Here is a 20430-nt window from a genome sequence, read left to right as displayed (position 1 = left end):
TTTTATTTTTCAGGGGGAGAAGTTGTGAAGAAGTTTTTTGGAATCATTTTAATCATATTTTCATCCATATGTTTATTGATGTCGATTTTAATGTTAGTCGATGGAGGAGATGTAGCAGTTGTTGGCATGATCTTTTTAATGTTCCCAGGAATAATTGTGTTTATTACGGGGGTCAGACTCTGTAGGAGACCAAAGGTACAGCATCAACCGTATTTAGGAGATCGTTATTATCCCCCTCACTCGGATCATGACGAATTTGATGACAAGAACGAAGAGTATTTTAAAAAATCCGATTATGAAGAGCTACAAGAACCTGTAGCTGTGAATTGTTCCGGATGTGGTGCCAAGGCCAAGGTTTACCCCAATTTATCGACGAATTGTGAGTATTGCGGGACAACGATTAGGATCTCGTAGACTAATAACATATATACCATGGTCGTGGTTGTTGGGAGGAATTATCTTGAGAAAGTTTTTCGGTATATTATTTATTTTTTATGCAATTATGCAAGCAATCGTATTTTTTAATACGGAGAATGGTACTATGTGGGCATTTCTTCTTATTGAATTTATCTTTTTATTTTTTGGTATTCGATTGCTCAGAAAAAAAAGAGTCCCGGAACGCAAGTTTTATGGTGGAGACTATGGAGGCGATCTGGATCGCGAAACAGAGAGTGCCAAAGTTTATTCAAGTTCCAATAGTAACACCGTGAGTTACACCAGTCACAATACAATCAACTATACAGAAATCAATATAACAGATATGGCAGACGTTGAAGAAAAGGTCGAAAAGGCCGAAGAGCCGAAAAAGCAAGTTTCGGTAAGTTGCCCGGGATGTGGAGCGAAGGCGAAGGTATATCGGAATCAATCCACGGATTGTGAGTATTGTGGAACAACCGTTGAAGCTTCGTAAATTTGAATAAAGGATCGAGAAAAATCTTAGCCTGATTCCAATAGGGAGTCAGGTTTTTTCTTTCAACTCTTTTAGAAAAACAGAACTTTCATCTCTCATTCATCATCGAATCTAAAAATCCCTCATGCGACCAAACACCTCATATATTTCCTCACGATTCATCTCTATAGCGCTGTCTTGGCATCCATCTTGTTGAAGGTTTGAGTATAGGTTTCAACCATATCCATCTTCCATTTTCTGATGCCTCAATACGGAGCTCAGGAGAAAGGTTTTCTCTGAAATTCAGACTTTTCATCTTGGGGTTCAGAACCAGCAGTTCCAACCTGGGCTCCTTTCGTTCTGCATGAATCAATGCTAATCTATTGGTTAACTAAGCATATACCGTATGATCATATAAAGAATTATATCAAAGCCATTCAGAGACTTCCATTTGTGGATAGAGTCTGCGCATTGCTGTAATCCATTTTCACATAAAGGGCGGTGTATATGAGATGAGTAGAGGAGTAAGCCGTAACAAAAGACTGGGTGAATTTTTGAAATCACGGAGAAGTCTCATTCAGCCAGAACAAGTCGGATTATCAGGATCTTATGGACAACGAAGAACACCAGGTTTAAGGCGAGAAGAAGTGGCGGTATTGGCAGGTGTCAGTGCAACGTATTACACGTGGCTTGAACAGGGCAGGGAATTGGCGGCTTCGAGAGAAGTGATGGTGAGTATAGCGAATGCACTCCAGTTAACACTGGAAGAGAAGGATCATCTGTTTCATCTATGGGACCCCAATGCGGAGCATGAATTCCTTGCTTCGTATTCTCAACTGGAGCCGGGATGGGAGAGTATTATTGGGCAGTTGACATACCCTTCCTTTATTACCAATGAACGCTCGGAGGTACTTGCCTGGAATGAAGCTGCAAATACGAACCTGTTCAACTTTTCCTCCATGCATGTTCATGATCGTCTCATGATGCGAATTTTGTTTCTGGATACAACGCTTAGGGAACGCATGCATAACTGGGAAGAATTCGCGCGGCACTCGGTAGCCGTGTTTCGGACGTACTATGACAAGTATCAGGTTGATCCTCAATTTACCAAAATAGTGAAACAGTTGAGCGAAGAAAGTGTCGATTTTCAAACGATCTGGAACCTGCACCAAGTTGGATTGAAACAAGTCAATCGGGTCCAGCTTGAAACGACGGATCGGACAGATGGTATTGTGTATACGTACGATATCTTTTCCATGAATAATCTGAACAGCCAATCAGGTATTCATTGTTGTATCTACGTTCCTGTTGCCGTATAGAAGAAGATTGATCAGACTGGTAATTCTAGTACTAGCATAAACAGACTGTGGTTGGGACTCCGTTTGTGAAATAGAATGAATACAAGTTCAATACTTTTTATTTTATTAACGAAAAGAGGGAACCACATGATCAAGACAAGGACGTTGGGAAGCGATAATTTGCAGGTATCCGGGCTTGGGCTAGGTGTGATGATGATGCCAGATAACGAAGAATCGGTACATACGATCCAGGGCGCGCTTGATGCAGGAGTAACGATGTTTGATACAGCGGACCTGTATGGTGAATACGAAAAGCAGCGGTTTGGTGGCAACGAGAAATTGCTTGGTCGTGCGCTTAAAGGGCGAAGAGCCGATGCGATTGTAGCAACCAAGTTCGGTATAACACATACCCAAGGCCCCAAGGGAGATCCGGCGTATATCAAAAAATCAGTGGATGCCAGTCTGTATAACCTGGGCATGGATTATATAGATCTCTATTATCAGCATCGACCTGATCCTAATACGCCAATTGAGGAAACCGTAGGAACACTTTCCGATCTGGTACAGCAGGGGAAAATCCGATATATAGGCTTGTCTGAAGCATCGGCAGAGACCATTCGTCGCGCGAATGCCGTTCATCCCATCACAGCACTCCAAACGGAGTATTCATTGTGGAGTCGTGAGCTGGAAGATGAGATATTGCCCTTGTTGAACGAGTTGAACATTGGGCTTGTACCCTACAGTCCATTGGGCCGTGGCTTCCTGACAGGCCAGATTCAATCGGTAGACGATCTGCCGGAAGACGATTATCGTCGTCATTATCCACGTTTCCAGGGTGAGAATTTCCAGAAAAATCTGGAGGTTGTGCACTTGATCCAGGACATGGCTAAGCAAAAAGGATGTACGGCTTCTCAGCTCGCACTCGCCTGGTTACTTGGAAAGGGAGAACATATCGTTCCCATCCCGGGTACTCGCAGTTTGGAGAGAGTTCACGAGAACCTTGGCGCCCTGCAGGTCACGATTACCGATGATGAAATGGCAGAGATTGAACGGATATCTCCCAAAGGAGTTGCTGCTGGAGGAAGATATCCGGGGATTGCCTGATATAAACTTAATCGTTATAAATAAATGAAGCTGAAACGTTGTCCTCGGTATTATCTCTGCCGCATAAGGCATACAGTACTACAATGAGTTGTATGCCTATAAGGAGGAAACAGCGGTATGATTAATCCGATTCTGCAATCCCCGAATGTTCAACTGGCGGCCGATTCCACAGCGGTTGTATATTATCAGCGTGACTCGCGAAATTATGTTACCCAGTTGTTTGGGGAGCAGCTACCTACGATCAAGAATGGATTTTTTAATGTATACATGAGCAAAGGCATTATTGTTCAGCCTCACTGGCACACAAATGTGACCGAAATGATTGTTCTGATCAGTGGTGAGATCACTACCTCAGTCTTCGATCCGTTCAAGCGTGAGCGGATAAGTTATCACTTGAAGCCTGGTCAGGTGTCAATTTTCCCTCAAGGATGGTTCCATTGGTTTGTAGCAGAGACAGACGATGTGCACCTGTTAACGATATTTGACCAACCGACACCGGACATTGTTCTTGGGGCGGATTTCTTGGCTGCAACGCCACCAGAAGTTGCACATCGGGCATACTGCATTGATGAAGAGGCGTACGCCAAGGCAGTAGCCTCCATCAAGAATGACGCTATTTTGGGACCGCCAATCGGTTGTGTGGATTCCGTTTCAGATCAAGCGATCAAAGCCTCCAAATCATCCAAAGGCTCACAAGGATAACATTACATTCTCTTTTCAAATGAACCAATTCAGGCCCGTAACCGGTACGATTCACCGGTTGCGGGCCTACCTTAGTCCAATTAACACGTTCGAAGTTCTCTGTTAAACTGAATAGTAACATTGGATTGTCACCGTATGGATCATACTCAAAGAACGTGGAGGAATCATTCATGACAAGAACGGATCAGGAAAAGCTTGAAATCGCATTGAGTTATGCCCCGGTATTGATGTTTGATCAAAATGAACCCTTTTACCCTGATTTTGTAGGTATTTCGGTATTGGATCGTTCCGGACCTTCCCCATCATTCAGAAGGGAAATTCATTTTCCAGCCGAGGCAGTCCAATATGTAATTGAATTTGCGATTTGGTGGGATTATGAGATTGGTCATTTGTACGAGATGGAGCATGTGTGGGTATATGTAGGCCATGACGGTGAAGTTGTGGACTGTGAAGCCAGCTTTCATGGCAGAGTACTTCGGGGATTGCTGAAGGATCGAGTTAATGTGGTTGGACGCCATATGTGTCTATACTCGCAGCCAGGCAAACATGCCTTTTCTCCGATCCCTGTCGTGTTTGAACTGTTGCCGGATTTGTACAGTGCAGCAGGTGCAAATGCTGGTTGTGACGGCCTGCTCGTGAACGAGATGTTCAAAGGTTATTTTGAAACAAATGATGAGATCAATGCCAGCGTGCGGAGTTTCCTGCAGACTAAGGCGTTTGTTCCTTCTATGGAGTTTGAGGAGTTTTTGTTTGAGCCGAGTCTATTCATGCCCTGGGAGCAACTGTTTGCTATGATTCCTGAGAGAATTGAGAGCAGATTGAGAGAACTTGGAGTATGATGAGAATGGGTTGGTTGTGTAATTGGAAAAATGAAAATCACAAAAAGTGCTTCATCATCCTTTGGGGATGACGAGGCACTTTTTGTATAGAGTAACAGAGCAACGATCTTACTCCGTTTTGAAAATGAGATCCATAAATCGGTTGGCTGCCAAGGAGATCGGCATATTTCGCTTTGTCATGATGCCCACATGGGAAGGAGGGAGGGGGACATCCAATTGGATTTCGAAGAGTGAACCTTCTTCCAGCTCTTTGGAAATAAATTCACGGGTTACGTAAGAAATGCCCAATCCCCGTCTTGCAAACTCAATTAACAAATCTACACTTCCGACCTCAATCTCGGGTTTGAGTGTATAGCCATAGCTGTTGAACAGCTCCGTAATCGCCATCCGAACACGGCTGTTTCTGGAGAAAAGAATCAGTTGATGCTCCAGCAGCATCTCCAGTGTCATGACTTTATCCTTCAGTTGAGCATAGCGTTCACCTGCGACGAAGCAGTCTTTGAGCTGGATACTTTCCTTGACTTCCAGCTGGGGATCAACAATGGGCATCCGTACAACACCCAGATCAATTTTGCCTTCTTTCAGGAACGTAATGACTTCCGGGGTTGTTCCGTGACTGAGATGCAGCTTGATGTTAGGATAGAGCACATGAAATTCTTCCAGATAGGACAGCATGTAATGCTTAAACAGCGAATCACTGCCCCCGATTCTGAGTTCTCCGTTGTCCAAACTCTTCAGAGCGGCCATTTTCTCCTCCGCCAGCGAGATCAGAATCTGGGATTGTTCAATATAGGAATACAGACTGACACCTTCCTGAGTTAGCGCAACTCCCTTGGAATTCCGATAAAACAACGTAAGGCCAAAGCTTTCCTCCAACTGTTTAATCGCATGGCTGACGCTTGGTTGAGTGATATACAACGCTTTGGCGGCTTGGGTCAAACTGCCCGTTTTGGCAGCCCAATAGAATACCTTATACAATTCATAATTTGTTGTCATAGATATCGTCTATAGCTCCTGTGAAATATATTAATTACTTGTATGGCTATGAAACGTATTATAGTGTAACTACAGCAAAGAAACCAGAGTTACTTGGAAGGAGAAACGTGAGATGGAACCAACGACCATTATTTTATTTGGTGCGACTGGCGATTTAGCCAAAAGAAAAATATATCCTGCCTTATATAATTTATACATTGAGCAGAAACTTCCGGAATCCTTCTCGCTGATTGGCTTGGGGCGCAGAGAATGGTCTGATGAATTCTTTCAGGCTCAAGTGGAAAAATCATTAAATGAATTTTCCAGACGCCCGGCTGATCCTCAAGTGGTGAAGTCATTCGTGCAGGCTTTCCGTTATAGTGTATTGAATATAAGCCATAAGGAAGATTATATAGAGCTGTTGAATCTGGTTGAACGCAGAGAGGCAGAGCTTGGCATTCCGTCCAATCGCCTGTTCTACCTCTCGGTTGGTCCAGAATTCTTCGAACCCATCGCGGAGAACATTCAGCAAAGTGGACTTGGATCTGCGGAGGGTTGGAAACGCCTTGTCATCGAGAAGCCATTTGGACATGATCTGCCATCGGCTCGTGATCTGAATCGCAAATTAAGCGAGGCGTTTACTGAAGAAGAAATTTATCGGATTGACCATTATTTGGGCAAACCGATGGTACAGCGTCTTGAAACGTTGCATCAAAGCAATCCGATCATGAAGGCGTTGTGGAACAATCGTTATATCTCCAATGTGCAGATCACTGCGAATGAGACTGTTGGCGTGGAAGAACGGGCATCCTATTATGATCATGTAGGCGCCGTGCGTGACATGTTCCAGAATCATATGCTGCAATTGCTGATGATGATGGCCATTCAGCTCCCCTACAACAGCACCACGGAAAAAGTAGGCTTAAAGAAAAAGCATATTATGGAATCCATTGAGCCATTGCAAAAGCAGAACGTGGGTGCAAGTGTCATTCGCGGTCAGTATGCTGAAGGAAACATTCAAGGCAAATCCGTTATCGGCTATGCAGCTGAGCCGGGTGTTGCCGAGAATACGATGAATGATACGTTCATTGCTGCGAAACTGCAGATTGATGACTTCTTCTGGCGCGGCGTGCCTTTCTATATCCGCACAGGCAAACGAATGAAGGAGAAGTCAACTCGTATCGTCATTGAATTCAAGGAACCATCCGGTCAGGCTAACGTGGTTAACGGTTCCAAACCGAACCTGCTTGTTATTGAGATGAGCCCTGATCAGAGCATGACGTTGCAGCTTAATGCGAGCGATCCGCAAAACAAAGGCGAGTTCAAACCGGTTCATATCGATCTGTCACCGGATCGTGAGGATCTGGCGGAGGCCTATGAGAACCTGATTCATGATGCATTGCATGGCGATCCAACGTTCTTTGCCCATTGGGATGAGGTAGAACTGTCCTGGGCTTGGGTACAACCTATTCTGGATGCATTCCAGGAGAATTTGCTGCCACTTCATTTGTATCCGGCAGGAAGCTATGGACCAGCAGAGTCGGATGCGATGCTGGCAGCCGATGGGCACCACTGGTGGTTTGACCAACCTGCCGATCAACAGGCTGAAGATGATATTGAAGTTCCTCTGGCTGTTAATGCCAACCTGTAACATCAAAAACTTGTAACATCAAAAAAACATATCCCTTGGAGGTAATTGAATATGAAATTTTTCATCGATACAGCAAACTTGGTAGACATCAAAAAAGCATACAAAATCGGCGTCCTGTCTGGTGTAACAACAAACCCGTCACTGGTAGCCAAAGAAGGCGTGAAATTCGAAGATCGCATTGAAGAAATTTTGCGTGAGGTTCCTGAAGTTGAATCCGTATCTGCGGAAGTAACACCAGATGCGATTACAGCTGAAGAGATGATTGCTCAAGCAGACGAACTAATCAAAATCAATAACAACGACAAAAACATCACAATCAAGCTGCCAATGACGCTCGCAGGACTTGAAGCTTGCCGTTATCTGACCAAAAAAGGCGTAAAAACCAACGTAACGTTGATCTTCACCGTGAATCAGGCACTTCTGGCTGCACGCGCTGGCGCTACTTATGTATCTCCATTCCTTGGACGTCTTGACGATATTTCTGAAGATGGTGTTCAATTGGTTGCCAAAGTAGCTGAATTGTTCCGCACACATAACCTGGATGCACAGATTATTGCGGCTTCCGTAAGACATCCGGACCACGTTACACGTGTAGCGATGGCTGGAGCACATATTGCTACCGTTCCATTCTCCGTTATTGAACAAATTTCCAAGCACCCACTGACAGACCAAGGTATGGACAAATTCGCAGCGGACTGGAAAAAAACAGTTCAATAAGTTAGCTGCTGATTAGTGTGAATTAATCCGTTTAACGTTTATTTAAAACATGGGACATTGGGAGGACAAAATGAGTAAACAACAGATCGGTGTCATCGGACTTGCAGTAATGGGTAAGAACCTTGCCCTTAATATTGAAAGCAAAGGATTCTCGGTATCGGTATTTAACCGTTCCCCGGAGAAAACGAACGATCTTCTGAAAGAAGCCGAAGGCAAGAACCTGACAGGCGCATTCACAATTGAAGAGTTTGTATCCTCCCTGGAATCTCCGCGCAAAATCCTGATCATGGTTCAAGCGGGTAAAGCAACGGACGCTACCATTGAACAACTGCTGCCACATTTGGACGAAGGCGACATCATCATTGATGGAGGGAACGCATACTTCCCTGACACCCAACGCCGCAGCAAAGATCTGGAAGCTAAAGGTTTCCGCTTCATCGGTGCGGGTGTATCCGGTGGTGAAGTAGGCGCGTTGAAAGGCCCGGCAATCATGCCAGGTGGACAAGAAAGTGCGTACGAGCTCGTTGAACCGATTCTGACAGCCATTTCGGCCAAAGTCGGCGACGATGCTTGCAGCACCTATATCGGACCAGACGGTGCCGGACACTATGTGAAAATGGTGCACAACGGTATTGAATACGGAGATATGCAGCTGATTGGTGAAGCTTACCACTTGCTCAAATCCGTGTTGAATGTGTCCGTTGAAGAATTGCATGCAATCTTCTCTGAATGGAACCAAGGCGAGCTGGATAGCTACCTGATTGAAATCACAGCAGACATCTTCTCCAAATACGATCCGGAAACCGGCAAACCAATGGTTGATGTCATTCTGGATGCAGCTGGACAAAAAGGAACAGGCAAATGGACAAGCCAAAGCGCGCTTGATCTCGGCGTACCTTTGTCCATGATTACGGAATCCGTATTCTCCCGCTTCCTGTCTGCGATGAAAGACGAGCGCGTGGCAGCGAGCAAAATCCTGAATGGACCTGCGACTGAAGCATTCTCCGGTGACAAAAAAGCATTCATCGAGAATGTGCGCAAAGCGCTGTTCGCAAGTAAAATCGTATCCTATGCACAAGGATTCGCACAAATGCGTGCAGCTTCCGATGAATACGGCTGGGATCTGAAATACGGCAACATCGCCATGATCTTCCGCGGTGGTTGCATCATCCGTTCCCAGTTCCTGCAAAATATCAAAGAAGCGTATGACAAGGATGCAGAACTGAAAAACCTGCTTCTGGACCCATACTTCCAAAACATTGTTGAATCCTACCAAGGTGCATGGCGTGAAGTCGTTGCAGCTGCGGTTACTCAAGGCATTCCGGTTCCTGGATTCTCCAGCGCGTTGTCTTACTATGACAGCTACCGCACTGAGCGTTTGCCTGCGAACCTGTTGCAAGCACAACGTGACTACTTTGGTGCTCATACATTCAAACGTGTGGACAAAGAAGGTTCATTCCACTTCCAATGGATGGATACCAACGAGTAATATGTAATTCGAGACCATTTAGCATTCCTGCGATCGTTCATGATGTTAGCTAATCATGAGCGGACGCAGGAATGTTTTTTTATATTTCTTTCAGCCTAGTAATGCTGCTCCTTGATGCTATATCTGGAACAAAGTGATTGGAATTTAAGTATCCCAAATTGTAATAAAATGTACGCATATGAGGAATGGAAACGGATGTCCGAATCCCTTTAACTGCGTTATACTTGTTCAGATGGACTGGAATTCGTTTTGGAGAAAATTCAGCAATCAACTTATTGACGTGGAGGTTAACTGGGGCATGTTCGTACTTGCAGGCATCTTGTTTTTGGTTGTATACGGTTTATTGGTGTTTTACATAGGGTGGAGCGGCTGGAGCTGGATGAAGCCTGTCGTATCTGCGAGATTTCGTTGGTTTTACATAGTCGCGCTTGTATTCCTCGCCGTGTCATTCATACTGGCACGGTTGTTTGGAAGTGTTTCTTTCCTGAGTGTTATCGGTTCTTACTGGCTTGCAATCTTTTCACTGCTGTTATTAATTCTGCCAGTAGTTCATCTAACGCTCTGGTTACTTAGACTAACCCGCATTCCAAGACATTACGCTCATAAATGGGCGGGCGTGGTCACCCTCGTGCTGTTGCTGTCCACGTTGGGCTACGGTATCTATAATGCCTATAGTCCAGTCGTAAGACAATACAGCATTCAGATTGATAAAAAAGTGGAAGGTGTCGAAAGACTCAACATTGTCATGGCTGCGGATATGCACTTTGGCCTGCTGTCCGGTCCTGCTCACGCTAAACGCATGGTGGAAGAAATTAACGCATTGAAGCCGGATTTGGTACTGTATCCTGGTGATATTATCGATGACAACCTGGATATGTACCTCAAGAGCGGGATCGCGGATATTATCAGCGGCATTCAGGCCCCATACGGAGTGTACGCTTCACTAGGCAATCACGACAAGTATGATGGTCCGATCGAGGATCTGATTGCGGCTCTGGAGAAGAGTAATATGCAGGTCCTGTATGATGACAAAATTACAATAGACGATAAGATTACGCTGATTGGGCGTAAAGACCGCACAGAGAAGGATCGTGCAGAAGTAGCAACATTGATGAAGGATACCGACCTGAGCAAGCCTGTGCTCATGATGGATCACCAGCCTTATGATTTGGATATTGCGGAGCAAAACCATGTGGATCTGGTTGTGTCAGGTCACACCCATCGTGGTCAGATCGCACCCGCTCAGTTTATTACTAAGGCCATCTACGAGAATGATTGGGGTTATTTGCAAAAGGGTTCCATGCACTCCATCGTGACCTCAGGATTTGGCTTCTGGGGACCTCCAATTCGTACGAGCAGTCGTTCGGAGATTGTACAGATTAACGTGACGTTCCAACAATAAATATGACGTTTCAGCAATAATCGACAATAGTTGGTGACAGTGAGCCCTTCGGAAGAAGGGCTCATATTTATGCGCAAGGCAGATGAGTTTCCTGTGAACAGGAAACATTTCAATGCGATTAGAAGACTTCTCCAGTTTGTTTCTGTATAAACATGTACATATTAAGATTGCATATTCTCAAACGTGGAAGTATAGGGAAATGTTTCTTGAAAGCAAGACGAAGTAAAAAAGTAGTGGTAGCATTTTTGGTTGACACCGTTTTCAGGTTATGATAAATTAGTTCCGAGGCTTGTTACCGGTAATGCGGGCAAAACCACTATGGAAATGATTTTATTATTTCTATTTTGGTTTTGCCCTTTTTTTAATCCTCAAAAAAAACAGGTGGGTCCATAATGATTATTAAACAGATATTTAATAACAATATTGTCAGTACCGTAGATGATAAAAATCAGGAACTGCTGATCCTCGGCCGGGGCATCGGGTTTAAGTTCAAGGCAGGCGACGTGATTGATGAAGAGCGGATTGAGAAAGTTTTCCGGCTTCAGGATGCATCGATCTATGAGAGGTTCAAGTCCATTGTAACGGAAGTCCCAGTTGAAATCCTGCAGGTGACGGATGATATCGTGACATTGGCACGTACGCAATTGAACAAAACCATCAGTGACGGGATTTATGTCTCCCTGTCGGATCACATTCATTTTGCTGTCCAGCGTCTGGAAAAGGGAATGATTACTCGTAATCCACTCTCCTGGGAAGTACAGCATTTCTACAAGGCCGAGTTTGATGTGGCCAGGGAAGCGCTCACCTTGCTGAAGGAAAGATTGGATGTGGAGTTTCCCAAGGATGAAATATGCAACATAGCGCTGCATTTCATCAATGCGGAAGTGAATGATTCCATGAACGATGTCACCCATTTGATGCAGCTGCTTCAAGAGATCATGAACATTATCAAATATCACTTCAATGTTGAATTGGATGAAGATAGCGTCAACTATTTCCGTTTTATTACGCATTTGAAGTATTTCTGCCAACGTGTAATTACTCACGCGTCACATGACGATGCGGAGGAATATTTATATGAGGTCGTACGGAAAAACTATCCCGAAACTTTCAAATGCATCGGCAAGATTGAGACTTTTATCCATAAGAACTATCAGTATGATATGACGCATTCGGAACAGTTGTATCTGACCCTTCATCTGGAGCGGTTAATGAAACCGAAGCGTGACCAATGAAATCTCAGCACGTGAACCAAAACCTAACTAAATATCAAATGGGCTTGTTACTGTTCAATCAGGCAATACCCGGATGAATGACACGTAGAAGACGTGGCTATTTGTTCGGGTATTTTTTATTGGAAAAATAAGGAGGAAACGATTATGAAACATCAGGAAACGGCACAGGAAATCATCAAAGCCGTTGGGGGAACCAACAATATCAACTCGGTGTATCATTGCGTCACACGACTGAGATTTGATCTGAAAAATAACGATAAAGTGGACAATAGCTCACTCAAGAAACTGGATAAAGTGATGGGAACGAATATCTCAGGAGATCAATTTCAGGTGATTATCGGGAATGACGTGTCCAAAGTGTTCGATGCTATGGTGAAGGAACATCCGGCAATCCAGCAAAGTTCAGAAAACAAACAGGCTAAACCGGAAAAAAATAAAAATGTGATTCTTAATATTTTTGAGACGATTGCGGGTGTCTTTGCACCCATGCTGCCAGCGATTACAGCTGCGGGTATGCTCAAGGGATTGCTCGCACTGTTCGTATCCGTAGGATGGATGTCCGCTGGAACCGATACGTATCGCATTCTCTCAGCCATTGGTGATGGCGTATTCCATTACCTACCATTACTGATCGCAGTTAGCGCTGCTCGTAAATTCGGCAGTAATCCGTTTGTTGCGATTGCACTAGGCACCGCGCTGATGTATCCGGATATGAGTGCATTGCTCTCCAGCGGTGAGTCGGTTGCCTTTATTGGCATTCCGGTAACAGCTGTCAGTTATGCCTCATCGGTTATTCCGATTTTGCTTGCCGTATGGTTAATGTCCTATGTCGAGAAGTGGGTTGACCGTGTGATTCCGGCAGCACTGAAGTTGCTGCTTGTGCCACTGATCACTTTACTAGTTATGGTTCCGGTAACGCTGATTGCAATTGGTCCACTGGGTACATTTGTAGGTAGTGGATTGTCAGGTGGCATCAACTGGCTGCTAAATGAAGGCGGGTTGATTGCAGGTATTGTCCTTGGCGGCGCGATGGCGCTCATTATTATGACAGGAATGCACTATGCGCTTGTACCAATCATTCTTAGCAATATCGCTACACTGGGCTTCGATAAATTCTTGCCGCTGACGTTCATCTCCAATATGGGGCAGGCCGGAGCGACGTTGGGCGTATTCTTCCGTGCAAAAGACAAAAAGCTTAAAACCGTTGCATTGTCGACCAGCTTTACTGCTTTGATGGGGGTTACTGAACCGGCAATGTACGGCGTGAACATGAAATATAAAAAACCGTTTGCCGCGGCGATGATTGGTAGTGCAGTGGGTGGCGGGTTCGCTCTTGCTTTTGGAGCCAAAGCTTATGTGCTTGCGGGTAACGGTGGTCTTCCGGGTCTGCCTTCCCTGATCGGACAAACCTTCTGGTACTCCCTTGGCGGCATGATTCTTGCCTTTGTGGTAGGTGCAATTATGTCCACAGTGTTCGGGATCAAGGAAGAAGAAGGCGACGCCGAGGCGTTGGCTCAATTCTCACCAGGTGCTTCTACCGCACCAGCGGCAGCACCTTCCAGCAATGCTGCAACCGTGAACGTAGACGAGATGGGCGCTCCAACACCAACAAGTGATGCGGTAGCCATTGCACCGATGACGGGTAAAGCGATCGCACTTAAAGAAGTTAATGATCCAACGTTTGGCGATGAATTGATGGGTAAAGGTGTGGCATTTGTTCCAACGGTGGGCGAACTGATGTCACCAGTTACAGGTACCATCATGAATGTGTTCAAAACGAAACATGCGATCGTGGTCCGCAGTGATAACGGAATGGAGCTTCTGATCCATGTGGGGATCAACACGGTGAAACTGCGCGGACAGTATTTTGAAGCCCATGTCGCTACGGGAGCGCGTGTACAGGCTGGAGATAAATTGCTAACATTTGAACTTGATCAAATCGCCAAGGAATATGACATTACAACGGCGATGGTCGTTACGAATACAACAGATTACAAGCAGGTTCTGCCTGTCAAATTGGGTGCAATTACGACAGGTGAAGAAGTATTAAAAGCCGAAATTTAAAGTCTAAAGATGAAATAAAGACGACATCAATAAGAAGAGGAGAGATACGCATGATCAATCGACAAGGGTTTCCAGAAGGTTTTCTCTGGGGCGGCGCTATTGCTGCCAACCAGGCTGAAGGTGGATTTGATGCAGGGGGCAAAGGATGGTCCACGGCGGATATGGTTCCTTATTTTGAGAAGAAAGATTACACCAACCTTAGAGAGCTGATGCACGTGACCAGTGCAACGGTTGAGAAAGCGATGGCTCACCACAGTGCAGAGGGATACCCGAAGCGTTACGGTATTGATTTTTATCACCGCTTCAAAGAGGACATTGCGCTGTTCGCCGAGCTGGGCTTCAAGACATTCCGTCTTTCCATCAACTGGCCGCGCATTTTCCCGAACGGATACGATGCAGAACCGAATGAAGAAGGACTGCGCTTCTATGATGAAGTGTTCGACGAATTGCTCAAGTATAACATCGAACCTCTCGTGACGCTTTCCCACTATGAAATGCCGATGTCACTGGTACTGAAGTACAACGGCTGGGCAGGCCGGGAAGTCATTGGACACTTTGTGAGATACGCCGAAACCGTAATGAGCCGGTACAAAGACAAGGTGAAATACTGGCTGACGTTTAATGAGATCAACACGACCATTATTGAGCCATTCACGGGTGGAGGCATTATCGGAGATCGTGTCGATAACGTGATGCAGGCTTCCTATCAAGCACTTCATCACCAATTCGTTGCCAGCAGTCTGGTTACAGAAAAAGCACGTCAGATTAACCCTGATTTCCAGATTGGATGTATGCTCGCTCGTATGATTCATTACCCTGCAACGTCGAAGCCGGAGGATGTATTGCAAGCTCAAATCGATAACCAGCTGAACCTGCTGCATACCGATGTACAGGTGCGAGGAAGTTATCCAAGGTTCATGGCTCGGTACTGGGCAGAGAACGGAATTACGATTGCCATGGAACCGGGTGACGAGCAAGTCCTGCGTGAGCATACCGTTGATTTCATCTCTTTCAGCTATTATACTTCCCTGGTATCCGCAGTAAATCCGGAAGAATACGGCGTAACGGGCGGCAATCTGTACAGCACAATCAAGAACCCGAACCTCGAGCGTACGGAATGGGGCTGGCAGCTTGATCCGATCGGACTTCGTGTGGCATTGAAAGAGCTGTATGATCGTTACCAACTGCCTTTGTTTGTCGTGGAGAACGGACTCGGTGCCAAAGATACGGTAGAAGCATATGGTTCCATTAACGATGATTATCGGATTGATTATCTGAGAAAACATATTACACAAATGAAAGAAGCGGTCATGGATGGGGTAGACCTCATGGGTTATACCAACTGGGGTGCCATTGATATCATCAGTGCGTCCACTTCGGAAATGTCCAAGCGTTATGGCGTGATCTACGTGGATCAGGACGACAATGGACAAGGCACGTTGGATCGCTTCAAGAAAAAGAGCTTTGGCTGGTATCAAAAGGTTATTGCCACGAATGGCGAAGATCTGAATTAATTCATGAAGGCAGCCCCGGGTGCAGCGATTTGCTGCGGTACAGGGGTGCCTTTTTTTATAGTTTACCCTCATAACCTGAGTGAAACGTAAAAAGGATAGCTTCATGACATCTAGGGTGATATACTGTGTTCGTATTGGGGAGGGATAATCATGAGAAAACCTATTATTGCTGTAGATATGGATGACACGATATGTCATCTGGTCCAGCGAGCGATTTATCATAACAACATCAACTTCCCAACCCATCCGCTACGTTATGAGGATATGATCCACTGGGATACATCCCACTTGCGTCATCCGGACAGCACCCATGATGTATTTTATGGTCGGCCGGGTCTGTTCGAGGAGTTGGAACTGTACGACGAGTATGTTGTAGAAGAGATGAAGAAGTTGAATGAGGCCTATGATGTCATTGTTGTGACGGCAGCGGAACCGAGAACGGTTGTGGAGAAATGGAACTGGCTTCAGCGGCATATGCCTTTTATTTCTGCGGAACAGTTTATTACGTGCAAAAGAAAAAATCTGCTCGGCTTCGATCTGTTAATTGATGATGGAGCACATAATCTCATCCCGGCGCTGAACGATGGCAAAAAAGTGATCTGCATCCCTCATCCATGGAATCTGAATGAACGGGAGCAGTACCAGTTTCCCTTAATGTCATCCTGGAAAGGTGCCAAGGAATACATAGATGATCTTTTGAAAACGGTGCATGTATAGACGTGAATGTGTAGAAGTTGATCCTCACTGTCCAGAGCATTATGCTCTGGATTTTTTGCGGTAAACCAGTGGGGTCTCACCCGTAATTTTTTTGAATGCAGCGTGAAACGAATCGACATCCCGGTAACCAACATGTTCCGCAATGAGGCTGACTTTCTGCTGTGAACTCTTTAAGAGCTCACAGCCTTTTTGTATCCGCAGATGCTGAAGATACGAACCAAACGTCTGCCCGGTATAGCGAAGAAACATCCTTCCAATATGCTTTTCACTCCATCCGGAGAATCGGACCAGATCATTCAGGCGAATTCGTTCACTAATGTGTTGGTCCAGATAATGGAGGATATGCTCAAAATCGGTTGGCCGCTCCTGTTCATCATGGAGTTCATGATACAGCTGGCGGTAGGTTGTCACTACCAGTTGGCTGACGAGTGTGTATAACATGGTGGAAGATCCGATGATGCTGGGAACGGAAGATTCGCGGTATAGCTTCACCATAAGCTCCTCCATTCGAAGACCGGCATCCGTAATCGATACGTAAGGAATCTGATTGTTAGCCAAGTCATTCAGGTGATCTCCAATCTCTTGTTCCTGTATGATGACTGACAGTGTAATAATCAGCTCTGAATTAAAAAGACAATTATATAGAATCAACGGATGTTCAGAGGCGTTCGAAGTCGCTGGACGAAAGACATGCGGCACGCCGACGGGAATCACAAAAAGCATACCTTTATGAACGGGAATAATATCTTCACCAATATGGTGAAAGCCCTTTCCCTCTGCAACATAGCTATATTCAACGAAATCGTGAGCATGAAAAGGCAGATCGAAATTTTCGGAGCAACGGTTTACGAAGAGCTTCAGGTTATTTTGTAAAAAGGATTCACTCTTGAAAAGTTGGATGGATGGATTCACAGGTTAGCCTCCTCGCTTACATGACCGAATAACCGGGTTAAACAGTCTTCATTACCGGGTATTTCCAATGCCAGAATCAATATAATTATATCGTAAGCCTGTTTTGGAAACCACGATGGAAAGGGATGTTTATCTGATGTTGACCGTTAGCCATCTGCGTTGTGAGTATAAAATAAATCCGATTGGACTGGACATGAAATCCCCCAGATTAAGCTGGAAGCTGCAGTCTGATCGGCGGAACTGCGTACAATCGGCATACCAGATTCAATTATCTTTGACCGAGAGTTTTGAGCTGATAGAATGGGATTCCGGCAAAAAGAACTCCGATCAGTCCATTCATGTAGAACTGGACCATTGGCTGCCCAACGCACGAACCCGCTATTACTATCGAATTCGTGCCTGGGAGGTTGCGGGCGATGAATCGAGCTGGTCTGACACAGCATTCTTTGAGATGGGGCTTATGGGGAGCGGGAATGCCTGGAAGGCAGATTGGATTAAGGCTCCTTTTGATGGGGAGACCGATGTATCCTGCCCTCGCTTTCACAGGTTGTTTGACCTGCATAAGTCGGTAACCTCTGCCAAAATATATGTGACGGCACTTGGGTTATATGAGCTGCATTTAAATGATCGAAGAGTAGGCCAAGACTATTTCACCCCAGGCTGGACCAGTTATGGTAAGCGGTTGCAATATCAGGTCTATGATGTCACGGATCTGCTTCAGAATGGTGAGAACATCCTCGGTGCTTATCTCGGGGATGGATGGTACAGAGGACATTTAGGGTGGAACAAGGAGCAGAAAATCTTTGGAACGGATTCTGCTTTGCTGCTGGAGCTTCATATTCGTTATACGGATGGTTCGGAAGAACATATTCTCTCAAATCCGGACTGGAAGGTAGCCACAAGTGCTATACGCATGTCTGATATCTATATGGGAGAGACGTACGATGCCCGAATGGAGTCGAACTGGACAAATGCACCTACAGAGAATTGGTCGCCGGTGGATGTGCTGGATTACACCAAAGACATTATTGTTGCCCAGGAGAATGTGCCAGTTACCCAAATAGAGCATTTGCAACCCATTGCTTTACTAACAACCCCGCAAGGTGATCGCGTGCTCGACATGGGACAGAATATGGTCGGTTGGGTTAGATTCAGCATTCAGGGTGAAGCGGGTCATACGGTTGAGTTACGGCATGCCGAGATTTTGGATCATGAGGGGAACTTCTATATTGAAAATCTGCGTGGTGCAACACAATGTATTCGCTACACGTTAAAAGGCGGTGAACTCGAAACCTATGAGCCGCATTTTACGTTTCAGGGGTTCCGGTATGTAAAGCTAATTGGCTTCCCGGATGATGTCCATTTAAATGATTTTACCGGAGTGGTGCTGCATTCCGATATGGAACGGACAGGAAATTTTACATGTTCCAGCCCGCTTGTCAATCAGCTTCATCACAATATATTGTGGGGGCAAAAAGGGAACTTTCTTGACGTCCCGACCGACTGTCCGCAGCGGGATGAACGCCTTGGCTGGACAGGCGACGCACAGATGTTTGTACGCACAGCCTCCTATCTGATGAACACGGCACCGTTCTTTACCAAATGGCTGCGGGACCTGGAAGCTGACCAGGGGGAAGATGGAGGAATTCCTTTTTTTGTTCCTGATCTGAGGAGCTCGACGTCAGAGGGATGGGGAAATACCAATCACTCTTCTGCCGCCTGGGGTGATGCCGCGGTCATCTGTCCTTGGACGATTTATGAGATGTACGGGGATGTCAGGTTGTTGGCTGAGCAGTATGACAGCATGAAACGCTGGGTCAGCTACATTCATGCTCAAGGGGATAATCCATACCTGTGGAATACAGGCTTCCATTTCGGAGATTGGTTGGGTCTGGACTCCAAGCCGGATAGCTACATCGGTGCTACGGATAAGGATTATGTCGCTACGGCATTTTATGCATATTCCGTTTCATTAACACACAAAGCGGCTGAGGTGTTGGGGCATGCGGACGATGCAGCATATTATGATAAATTGCATGACAACATCGTTGCTGCGTTTCAAGATGAATTTGTAACACCGTCGGGCAAAATCGCAGTTCCCACACAGACAGCGCATGTACTCGCTCTGCAATTTGACCTTCTGGACTCCAAGGCAAGAAATCGTACCATTGATCAATTGGGGAAATTGGTTGCGGACGCAGGGAACCATCTGACCACCGGATTTGTGGGAACACCTTACCTGAATCCGGTACTGAGTGATACGGGACATCACAATCTGGCCTATACGCTACTTTTTCAGGAGGACTATCCATCCTGGTTATATCAAGTGACACAAGGTGCGACTACAGTTTGGGAGCATTGGGACGGAATCAGAGAGGACGGCAGTCTGTGGAGTGCTGACATGAATTCATTCAACCATTATGCGTACGGCGCCATTGGCGAGTGGTTATATCGCTATGTTGCGGGGATTAATACGGATGAACATCAGCCTGGCTTCCGGATCGTGCACATTGAACCCAAACCAGGACCTGGACTGGAGTGGGTGGAAGCGAATCTCGAAACGATGTATGGGCCTGTTGCATCAAGCTGGTATCGCCGTGAGAACAACCAGATGGATGTTCGTGTGACCATTCCTGCCAATACAACAGGTACAATCCTTCTTCCTGGAGCAGAGGTACAGACGGTTCTGGAGAACGGAAAACCGTTGGACCAAGTATCGGATATTCATGACGTTCAAACTCAGGGATCGGATGTACGAATTGTTCTGGGATCAGGGAGCTATCTATTCATTTACAAGGTACTTGAAGCGGATCAGGAAGTGCATGCACAACAAGTGGAGTCAGTATAACTGGATGGATTAGAGGAATCTGTAAACAGGATCGTGAACTAATATAATAGCGAAAACTGAGCCCAAGTAGAGGA

At 45.6% G+C, this 20430-nt stretch carries 17 protein-coding genes; 15 read left to right on the top strand and 2 right to left on the bottom strand.

Going from position 1 to position 20430, the window contains the following annotated elements:
- Window positions 1-24: 24 nt before the first annotated feature.
- The 6 genes from JNUCC31_RS02050 (at window position 25) to JNUCC31_RS02025 (ending at window position 4832) form a co-directional block, all read left to right on the top strand.
- Window positions 25-414 carry a hypothetical protein gene (locus JNUCC31_RS02050; RefSeq protein WP_192268102.1) on the top strand — a complete coding sequence of 130 codons (390 nt, stop codon included), beginning with the start codon at window positions 25-27 and terminating at the stop codon, window positions 412-414.
- Window positions 415-460: 46 nt separating this feature from the next.
- Window positions 461-910 carry a hypothetical protein gene (locus tag JNUCC31_RS02045; RefSeq protein WP_192268100.1) on the top strand — a complete coding sequence of 150 codons (450 nt, stop codon included), beginning with the start codon at window positions 461-463 and terminating at the stop codon, window positions 908-910.
- Window positions 911-1401: 491 nt separating this feature from the next.
- Entirely contained in the window at window positions 1402-2208 is an 807-nt protein-coding gene (locus JNUCC31_RS02040; protein WP_192268098.1) for a helix-turn-helix transcriptional regulator, read from the top strand.
- Between the two features lie 129 nt (window positions 2209-2337).
- Window positions 2338-3291 (top strand): aldo/keto reductase, encoded by a 954-nt coding sequence (locus tag JNUCC31_RS02035; protein WP_192272660.1) that lies wholly within the window; start codon window positions 2338-2340, stop codon window positions 3289-3291.
- A 117-nt stretch (window positions 3292-3408) separates the two neighbouring features.
- A complete protein-coding gene (locus JNUCC31_RS02030) occupies window positions 3409-3993 on the top strand; it encodes a cupin domain-containing protein (protein WP_192268096.1) in 585 nt (194 codons plus the stop codon).
- A gap of 170 nt (window positions 3994-4163) precedes the next feature.
- Complete coding sequence (locus JNUCC31_RS02025) at window positions 4164-4832, top strand: hypothetical protein (RefSeq protein WP_192268094.1); 669 nt, start codon at window positions 4164-4166, stop codon at window positions 4830-4832.
- 108 nt (window positions 4833-4940) lie between these two features.
- On the opposite strand, the gene JNUCC31_RS02020 is transcribed toward JNUCC31_RS02025, so the two are convergent.
- Window positions 4941-5828: a LysR family transcriptional regulator gene (locus JNUCC31_RS02020; RefSeq protein ID WP_192268092.1), complete on the bottom strand. Its 888-nt coding sequence runs from the start codon at window positions 5826-5828 to the stop codon at window positions 4941-4943.
- A gap of 112 nt (window positions 5829-5940) precedes the next feature.
- Here JNUCC31_RS02020 and zwf point away from each other — a divergent pair, with 112 nt between their 5' ends.
- From zwf to JNUCC31_RS01980, 8 genes are all read left to right on the top strand, one after another.
- Window positions 5941-7458, top strand: coding sequence for a glucose-6-phosphate dehydrogenase (zwf, locus tag JNUCC31_RS02015; protein WP_192268090.1), 1518 nt, complete (start codon window positions 5941-5943; stop codon window positions 7456-7458).
- Between the two features lie 51 nt (window positions 7459-7509).
- A complete protein-coding gene (fsa, locus tag JNUCC31_RS02010) occupies window positions 7510-8175 on the top strand; it encodes a fructose-6-phosphate aldolase (RefSeq protein ID WP_024630525.1) in 666 nt (221 codons plus the stop codon).
- A gap of 70 nt (window positions 8176-8245) precedes the next feature.
- Window positions 8246-9664, top strand: a complete 1419-nt coding sequence (gene gndA, locus JNUCC31_RS02005; protein ID WP_192268088.1) for an NADP-dependent phosphogluconate dehydrogenase — start codon at window positions 8246-8248, stop codon at window positions 9662-9664.
- A 298-nt stretch (window positions 9665-9962) separates the two neighbouring features.
- On the top strand, window positions 9963-11066 hold the full coding sequence (locus JNUCC31_RS02000) for a metallophosphoesterase (protein ID WP_192268086.1): 1104 nt from the start codon (window positions 9963-9965) through the stop codon (window positions 11064-11066).
- A 392-nt stretch (window positions 11067-11458) separates the two neighbouring features.
- Window positions 11459-12301, top strand: coding sequence for a BglG family transcription antiterminator LicT (gene licT / locus JNUCC31_RS01995; RefSeq protein ID WP_192268084.1), 843 nt, complete (start codon window positions 11459-11461; stop codon window positions 12299-12301).
- 144 nt (window positions 12302-12445) lie between these two features.
- Complete coding sequence (locus JNUCC31_RS01990; RefSeq protein ID WP_192268082.1) at window positions 12446-14365, top strand: beta-glucoside-specific PTS transporter subunit IIABC; 1920 nt, start codon at window positions 12446-12448, stop codon at window positions 14363-14365.
- A gap of 50 nt (window positions 14366-14415) precedes the next feature.
- On the top strand, window positions 14416-15879 hold the full coding sequence (locus tag JNUCC31_RS01985) for a glycoside hydrolase family 1 protein (RefSeq protein WP_192268080.1): 1464 nt from the start codon (window positions 14416-14418) through the stop codon (window positions 15877-15879).
- A gap of 150 nt (window positions 15880-16029) precedes the next feature.
- A complete protein-coding gene (locus JNUCC31_RS01980) occupies window positions 16030-16596 on the top strand; it encodes a 5' nucleotidase, NT5C type (protein ID WP_192268078.1) in 567 nt (188 codons plus the stop codon).
- Between the two features lie 39 nt (window positions 16597-16635).
- On the opposite strand, the gene JNUCC31_RS01975 is transcribed toward JNUCC31_RS01980, so the two are convergent.
- The gene (locus tag JNUCC31_RS01975; RefSeq protein WP_192268076.1) at window positions 16636-17508 is read right to left on the bottom strand and encodes an AraC family transcriptional regulator; all 873 of its coding nucleotides are present in this window, start codon (window positions 17506-17508) and stop codon (window positions 16636-16638) included.
- Between the two features lie 136 nt (window positions 17509-17644).
- On the opposite strand from JNUCC31_RS01975, the gene JNUCC31_RS01970 reads away from it, so the two are divergent.
- Complete coding sequence (locus JNUCC31_RS01970; protein ID WP_192268074.1) at window positions 17645-20356, top strand: alpha-L-rhamnosidase; 2712 nt, start codon at window positions 17645-17647, stop codon at window positions 20354-20356.
- Window positions 20357-20430: the final 74 nt, after the last annotated feature.

The organism is Paenibacillus sp. JNUCC-31 (assembly GCF_014844075.1).
Taxonomy (GTDB): domain Bacteria; phylum Bacillota; class Bacilli; order Paenibacillales; family Paenibacillaceae; genus Paenibacillus.
Note: the sequence above shows the minus strand (reverse complement) of the source record. Positions and strands in the feature narration are given on the sequence as shown.

Bases quoted from the DNA above. Each gene is read 5' to 3' on its own strand.
- JNUCC31_RS02040 (WP_192268098.1), top strand. From the start codon at position 1,402: ATGAGTAGAGGAGTAAGCCGTAACAAAAGACTGGGTGAATTTTTGAAA.
- JNUCC31_RS02030 (WP_192268096.1), top strand. From the start codon at position 3,409: ATGATTAATCCGATTCTGCAATCCCCGAATGTTCAACTGGCGGCCGAT.
- JNUCC31_RS02025 (WP_192268094.1), top strand. From the start codon at position 4,164: ATGACAAGAACGGATCAGGAAAAGCTTGAAATCGCATTGAGTTATGCC.
- JNUCC31_RS02020 (WP_192268092.1), bottom strand. From the start codon at position 5,828: ATGACAACAAATTATGAATTGTATAAGGTATTCTATTGGGCTGCCAAA.
- zwf (WP_192268090.1), top strand. From the start codon at position 5,941: ATGGAACCAACGACCATTATTTTATTTGGTGCGACTGGCGATTTAGCC.
- fsa (WP_024630525.1), top strand. From the start codon at position 7,510: ATGAAATTTTTCATCGATACAGCAAACTTGGTAGACATCAAAAAAGCA.
- gndA (WP_192268088.1), top strand. From the start codon at position 8,246: ATGAGTAAACAACAGATCGGTGTCATCGGACTTGCAGTAATGGGTAAG.
- JNUCC31_RS02000 (WP_192268086.1), top strand. From the start codon at position 9,963: ATGTTCGTACTTGCAGGCATCTTGTTTTTGGTTGTATACGGTTTATTG.
- licT (WP_192268084.1), top strand. From the start codon at position 11,459: ATGATTATTAAACAGATATTTAATAACAATATTGTCAGTACCGTAGAT.
- JNUCC31_RS01990 (WP_192268082.1), top strand. From the start codon at position 12,446: ATGAAACATCAGGAAACGGCACAGGAAATCATCAAAGCCGTTGGGGGA.
- JNUCC31_RS01985 (WP_192268080.1), top strand. From the start codon at position 14,416: ATGATCAATCGACAAGGGTTTCCAGAAGGTTTTCTCTGGGGCGGCGCT.
- JNUCC31_RS01980 (WP_192268078.1), top strand. From the start codon at position 16,030: ATGAGAAAACCTATTATTGCTGTAGATATGGATGACACGATATGTCAT.
- JNUCC31_RS01970 (WP_192268074.1), top strand. From the start codon at position 17,645: ATGTTGACCGTTAGCCATCTGCGTTGTGAGTATAAAATAAATCCGATT.